Source organism: Actinoplanes sp. NPDC051411 (assembly GCF_040682075.1).
Taxonomy (GTDB): domain Bacteria; phylum Actinomycetota; class Actinomycetes; order Mycobacteriales; family Micromonosporaceae; genus Actinoplanes.
Window position 1 is genome coordinate 1 of sequence record NZ_JBFBAD010000254.1, and the last position, 5,037, is coordinate 5,037.

Here is a 5,037-nt window from a genome sequence, read left to right on the forward strand (position 1 = left end):
GCCGTGGCGGCCGCCACCGGTGCCGCGGCCGGCGGCGCCGGCGGTGACTTCGGCGCCTTCGACGTCGAGGCCCTGAGCCGGGCGTTCCTCGTCTCGGTGGCGCCGGAGCTGGAGGAGGGCGGGTGGCTGCTCGCCCGGAGCCTCGGCGAGAAGCTCCGGCGTGCCCACGGCGACCTGCCCGAGGGCCTGCGGCTGGACGACATCGCGCTCTCCTTCCGGCCCCCGCCCGACCCGGCCGGCGGCTCCCTTTTCGACGAGCTGGTGCGCTCGGCCCGCTCGGTGCCGACCTTCCGCACCGATCAGGACGTCACCGGGCCGGCGCCGGTCTCGGGCGCTCCGGCGGACGGTGCGCGGTCGGCCGCGTCCGCGACCGGGTCCACGTCGGACGGCCGGCCGGCCGAACGGTCGCCCGCGCCCCGGGAGGCCGTTTCCCGCCCGCCCGGGCCGGATGACCGGCCCGGACGGCCGGCCGGCGTCCCGGTGCGGCAACTGGTGGCGCAGATGCCGGCCGGCGTGCCGACCGGGGAACAGATCGGGCTGCAGGTGCGCGTCGTCGGCGCCGGCTACGACGGGCCGGTCACGGCGGCCGCGCCACTGCTGCGGGCGATGCCCGTGCGGGCCGGTGGCACCCAGGTCACGATCGTCGTGCACGCCGAATCCGGGCTGGTCGCCGACGGGCCACTGCTGCGGACCGTGCTGGTGCCCGAGCGCGGCGACTCCGACCCGGTGCTGTTCGCGTTCCGGGCCGTCGCGCGGGGACTGCACCGGGTCGACGTGAAGGCGTACGCGGGAGGCACCTTCCTGGCCGAGCTGCGGGCCGAGGTCTCGGTCGACGAGCGGGCCCGCCGGATCGACGCGCCCGCGCAACAGGCCGCGATCGGCTCCCTCGCCGCGGTGCCGGGCGAGGTCACGCTGCAGGTGCAGGCCGACGACGCCGGGCACTACATCTTCCAGGTGCTGTCCGACCGCACCCAGTTCAGCCCGGTCACCGTCACCTCGCGGACCGGGCCGGCCGGCCCCGCGGTCGAGCAGGTGCTGGGCGCGCTCAACCGGATCGCCCGCGGCACCGACTACAGCGGGCGCAACGCGCGGGAGTGGCTGCGGCAGTCCGGGGTCAACCTGTGGAGCCAGCTGGTGCCGGCCGCGGTGAAGGAACAGTTCTGGCAGGTGCGCGACGTGATGTCGTCGTTCACCATCGCGACCGGGCACGACATCGTGCCGTGGGAGCTGCTGCACCCGCTGCGGCCGGGGCAGGACGACGGATTCCTGATCGAGCAGGTCCCGGTCGTGCGGCGCGTGTTCGACCAGGCTCGCAGCTCGCGCATCGGGCTCGGCCGGGCGCGCTACGTCGTACCGCCGGAAAGCCCGGCCGACGCCCTGGCCGAGGTGGCGGCAGTGGCGGCACGACTCGGCGGCGCCGCCGGCGGGGTAATCGACGAGCTGGCGGAGCTGCTCGCCCTCGTCGACCGCGGCGGCTTCGGCCTGGCCCACTTCGCGTGCCACAACAACTTCCGGGCCGACGCGGGCGGCTCCTCGATCCGGCTGCGCGACGGCGCGTTCCTGCCGGTCATGCTGTCGGCCGCGACCGTCAACCGGAGCCTGGCCGGCAGCCGCCCGCTGGTCTTCATCAACGCGTGCCGCAGCGCCGGCGAAGCCCCGCAGTACACGCGGATGATGGGCTGGGCCAAGCAGTTCATGGCCGCCGGGGCGGGCGCCTTCGTCGGCACGCTGTGGGACATCCGCAGCCGGAGCGCGGCCGCGTTCGCCGACGGCTTCTACCAGCGGCTGGCCGACGGGCGGACGCTCGGCGAGGCGGCCCACCAGACGCGGCTGGCCTCGGCCCACGACCTCGGCGACCCCACCTGGCTGGCCTATTCGGTATACGGTGATCCGGCCGCCACCGCCCACGCCCCGGGAGCAGACTGACGATGGAGATCATCAGCGGCCCGTCGGTGGTCACCCACGCCGGCCGGCCCGGCCTCGGCCTCCGTACGGTCACGCCGTTCCGCGGCATGTTCGCCGTCCGCGACGAGCTGATGGCGTCGCTGTTCGGCTGGTTCGAGGAGCGGGGGCTGACCGCCGGCACGGTCTACTTCCGGCTCCACGTGATCGACATGGACGGGCCGATGGACATCGAGGTCGGCATCCTGACCGGTGAGCCGCACCCGGGAGACGGCACGGTGCGCCCGACGGTCCTGCCGGCCGGGCGCTACGCGAGCCTGGTCTACGTCAACCACGGCCGGCGGGCCACCGGGACGCTGCTCGACTGGGCGGCCGCCTCGGGGCTGCGCCTGGACCGCTCCGACGATCCGGCCGGCGACCGTTTCGGATGCCGCTACGAGGCGTACCTGACCGATCCGCGCAGCGAGCGCATGAAGACGAAATGGCAGACCGAACTGGCGATCCGCCTGGCCGACTAGGGGTTCGGCCGCGCGGATGGCCCCGAGGGAACAGGTGGCCGTCATGAGTTCGGAACAGCTCCGTCAGACCATCGTGCGGGCGGCCACGCCCCTGATCGGCGAGTACGAGACCCTGACCACGGCCCGGATCGCCCGGACCGCGGGAATCAGCGAAGCCGACCTGCTGACCGTCTTCGCCGACAAGGACGCCGTCGTTCGGGCCTGCCTGTCCACAATGGCGGACCGGATGAGCGCGGCGTTCGAGCCGACCGACGAACTGCACCGGATCGCCGCGATCGCGGTCGATCAGCCGGTCGCGTCCCGCCTCACCGCGGTGATCGACATCCTCAGCGCCTACTACCAGCGCGTCCGCGCCGACCTCGAAGCCTTCGAACAGCCCGCCTTCCCGTCCGGCGGCACCGGCCCGGAACTCGCCGACTACGACTTCCGGAGCCTCGCCGAGCTGCCCGAGATCCGGCAGGCGGTCGCCGGCCTGCTGAGGCCGGACGAGCAGCGGCTACGCCTCCCCGCCGAGACGCTCGCCGAACTCTTCCTCAGCCTGTCCCGATACTGCACCCGCGCCCCGAACGAGGAGCAGCCGCTGCCGGCCGATCAGGTCGTCGGCCTCTTCCTGCACGGCGCCCTGGTCACCGACTAGCCCGCCTCCGCGCCGGCCGATGCTGCTGTGGACGTCAAGCGGTGAGCGGGGAGGCATGGACCTCGCCGGCGAGGTAACGCTTGAGGTCTTGCCGAGTCGTTGTTCGGTGCGCCGCTCGGCGTAGGCGCGGGTGCGGGGTTCTTGACACTCCTGCCGGGGGCCAGCGCGGCGCGCCGTCGCACGAATGCAGGCCCTTTGAGCCCGGACAGCGCCTGACACAGCTGCTCAGGCGCCGATATCAGCATGCCGCGCCGCCGATTGACCGCCTGGGTGCGGGCCTTGACCGCACCGCGGCAGCCCGCCCGCAGGCCGCGGATCCCCTCGACCGGGCCGGTCCGGGTCTTCGGGACACCCGCGGCCGGCCCGGACAACGCCGCCGGCGCCGCGGCAAGAGCATCGATCGGGTTCGCCCGGCGGGTCCTGCGACCAGGCCGGCCGACCACGCTGTCGTCCAACGGCTTGACACTTTCCCATATGGGAAAATATCGTGGCGGCCGTGGCACGAGCAGCGACAACGTCGGACGCGTTCAACGCGATCGCCGAGCCGCAGCGCCGGGACATCCTGGCGCTGCTGCGGGCGGGGGAGTGGCCGGTGACCGACCTGGCCCGGGAGTTGGGGATGAGCCTGCCGGGGGCGTCCAAGCATCTGCGGGTGCTCCGGGAGGTGGGGCTGGTGCGGGTCCGCGGGGCGGGCAAGCAGCGGCTCTACGGCCTGGACGCCCGCGGGCTGCGCCCGGTCCACGAGTGGGTCGGCGGGTTCGAGCGGTTCTGGTCCGGGAGTTTCGACCGGCTGGACACCTATGTGCGGGAACTCAAGCAGACACGACCGGAGGAGTGACCGATGGCATGGCAGGAAGCGCGGGCGGAGCCGGCGGCCGACCGGGAGATCGTGATCTCGCGGCTCATCGACGCCTCGCGGGAGCTGGTGTTCGAGGCCTTCACCGAGGTCCGGCACCTGTCGCGGTGGTGGGGTCCGGAGGGGTTCACCACCACCACGCGGGCGTTCGAGTTCCGCGTCGGCGGTGAGTGGGACTTCGTGATGCACGGGCCGGACGGGACGGACTACCGCGAGTGGATCACCTGGACCGAGATCGTCCGACCGGAGCGGATCGCGCTGCTGCACGGTGAGTCCCGCGACGATCCGGACGCCTTCGAGTCGGTCCTGACCTTGGCGCCGGAGGGTGCGGCGACCCGGATCGTCATGCGCACGGTGTTCCCCACCAAGCAGTTGCGCGACCAGGCGGTCGAGAAGTACCACGCGGTCGAGGGCGGCCGGCAGACCCTGAGCAGCCTGGCGGCCTACGTCGCCGGGATCGTCCGGAACGGAGCGGAGGGCTGATGGCCGGCCAGGTGTTCTTCAGCGTGTCGATGTCGCTGGACGGGTTCATCGCGCCCGGCTCCCTCGACGACCTGACGGGGCCGCAGTGGAGGGAACTGCAGGCGTGGGTCTTCCCGCAGCGGTTCTTCCGGGAGAACCTGAAGCTCGGCGACGGCGGTGAGGAAGGGCGCGACAACGACATCCTGCGGGAGACGTACGAGCGCACCGGCGCGAGCGTGATGGGCAGGCGCATGTTCGACGCCGGCGAGCACGCGTGGCCGCAGGAGGCGCCGTTCCACACGCCGGTCTTCGTCGTGACGCACGAGAAGCGTGACCCCTGGGAGCGGCCGGGCGGCACCACCTTCCACTTCGTCGACGACGGCATCGGGCCCGCGCTCGACCGGGCCCGCGAGGCGGCCGGCGACCGCGACGTCCGCATCGCCGGCGGCGGCGCGACGATCCTGGAGTACGTGAACGCCGGCCTGGTCGACGAGTTCTCGATCGCGCTGTCGCCCGTGCTGTTCGGCTCCGGCGTCCGCCTGTTCGAGGGCGTGGACGCGTCCCGGGTGACGCTGGTGCCGTCGCCGCGGGTGACGCACCTGACCTACGCCGTGCGCCCACGGCGCTGACGCCGGCCCGGTCCGGTCAGCGGGGGCGGCGCC

Annotated in this window: 6 protein-coding genes; all 6 read left to right on the top strand. The window is 73.4% G+C overall.

Annotated elements, in window-relative coordinates; genetic code table 11:
* Positions 1-1,926 (top strand): CHAT domain-containing protein (locus tag AB0M88_RS52760; RefSeq protein WP_364116080.1); only part of this gene is annotated, 1,926 nt, incomplete at its 5' end.
* Between the two features lie 2 nt (positions 1,927-1,928).
* The gene (locus AB0M88_RS52765) at positions 1,929-2,420 is read left to right on the top strand and encodes a GyrI-like domain-containing protein (RefSeq protein ID WP_364116083.1); all 492 of its coding nucleotides are present in this window, start codon (positions 1,929-1,931) and stop codon (positions 2,418-2,420) included.
* A 43-nt stretch (positions 2,421-2,463) separates the two neighbouring features.
* Positions 2,464-3,057 carry a hypothetical protein gene (locus tag AB0M88_RS52770; protein WP_364116086.1) on the top strand — a complete coding sequence of 198 codons (594 nt, stop codon included), beginning with the start codon at positions 2,464-2,466 and terminating at the stop codon, positions 3,055-3,057.
* Between the two features lie 496 nt (positions 3,058-3,553).
* A complete protein-coding gene (locus tag AB0M88_RS52775; RefSeq protein WP_364116088.1) occupies positions 3,554-3,895 on the top strand; it encodes a metalloregulator ArsR/SmtB family transcription factor in 342 nt (113 codons plus the stop codon).
* A gap of 3 nt (positions 3,896-3,898) precedes the next feature.
* On the top strand, positions 3,899-4,396 hold the full coding sequence (locus AB0M88_RS52780) for an SRPBCC family protein (protein WP_364116091.1): 498 nt from the start codon (positions 3,899-3,901) through the stop codon (positions 4,394-4,396).
* Positions 4,396-5,004: a dihydrofolate reductase family protein gene (locus tag AB0M88_RS52785; RefSeq protein ID WP_364116094.1), complete on the top strand. Its 609-nt coding sequence runs from the start codon at positions 4,396-4,398 to the stop codon at positions 5,002-5,004. Before AB0M88_RS52780 ends, AB0M88_RS52785 begins: the two co-directional genes overlap by 1 nt.
* The last annotated feature ends 33 nt before the right edge of the window (positions 5,005-5,037 follow it).